The sequence below is a fragment of the Vibrio sp. 10N.261.52.A1 genome (assembly GCF_002876325.1).
Taxonomy (GTDB): domain Bacteria; phylum Pseudomonadota; class Gammaproteobacteria; order Enterobacterales; family Vibrionaceae; genus Vibrio; species Vibrio chagasii.
This window is the reverse complement of sequence record NZ_MCYD01000158.1, coordinates 1-1,055: the sequence shown is the minus strand read 5'-3', so window position 1 is coordinate 1,055 and position 1,055 is coordinate 1. Positions and strand designations below refer to the sequence as shown.

1 protein-coding gene is annotated in these 1,055 nt (G+C 45.0%); it reads right to left on the bottom strand.

From position 1 onward, the window contains the following. Nucleotides 1-1,045, bottom strand: a 1,045-nt coding sequence (locus BCT81_RS02125) for an Rne/Rng family ribonuclease (protein WP_133152491.1), incomplete at its 3' end; no start/stop codon positions are given. Between the last annotated feature and the right edge of the window lie 10 nt (nt 1,046-1,055).

The following is a 1,055-nucleotide window of genomic DNA, read 5'->3' as shown; positions in this document are numbered from 1 at the left end:
TATCGATAAAGTCGATAACAACAAGACCACCTAGGTCACGTAGACGTAATTGACGTGCAATTTCATCGGCTGCTTCTAGGTTAGTGTTCAGTGCTGTCTCTTCGATATCACCGCCCTTTGTTGCACGAGCTGAGTTGATATCGATAGAAGTTAGCGCTTCTGTTGGATCGATTACGATCGAACCACCAGAAGGAAGGCGAACTTCACGTTGGAAAGCCGATTCGATCTGGCTTTCAATCTGGTAGTGACTAAATAGTGGTACTTCACCATCGTACTTCTTAACGCGATTCATGAAATCTGGGCGTATTAGTTGAATGTGCGCTTGAGCACGTTCAAAAATAGTGTTGCTGTCGATTAGAATCTCGCCGATGTCACGACGTAGGTAGTCACGAATTGCGCGAACAATAACGTTACTTTCTTGGTGAATTAGGAAAGGAGCTGCATTTGAATCAGAAGCTTGCTTGATAGCGCCCCAGTGATTCAATAGAACATTTAGGTCCCACTCTAGCTCTTCTGCGCTTTTGCCAACGCCCGCTGTACGCACGATTAAGCCCATACCTTGAGGAAGCTCAAGAGTGCTCAATGCTGCTTTCAGTTGGGTGCGTTCGTCACCTTCGATACGACGAGAAATACCGCCTGCACGAGGGTTGTTTGGCATAAGAACTAAGTAACTACCTGCCAAAGAGATGAAAGTTGTCAGTGCAGCACCTTTGCTACCACGTTCTTCTTTCTCTACTTGTACGATTACTTCTTGGCCTTCTTTTAGCACTTCTTTAATGCTAGGACGGCCTTGGTATGTATAACCTTCAGGGAAGTATTCGCGGGCAATTTCTTTAAGAGGGAGGAAACCGTGACGTTCTGCGCCGTAATCAACGAATGCCGCTTCTAGGCTTGGTTCAATACGGGTAATACGTCCTTTGTAGATATTCGCTTTCTTTGACTCATGACCTGGACTTTCGATATCTAGATCGAATAGTCGCTGGCCGTCAACCAAAGCGACACGCAACTCTTCTTTTTGAGTTGCGTTAATTAACATTCTTTTCATTTAGAAATAC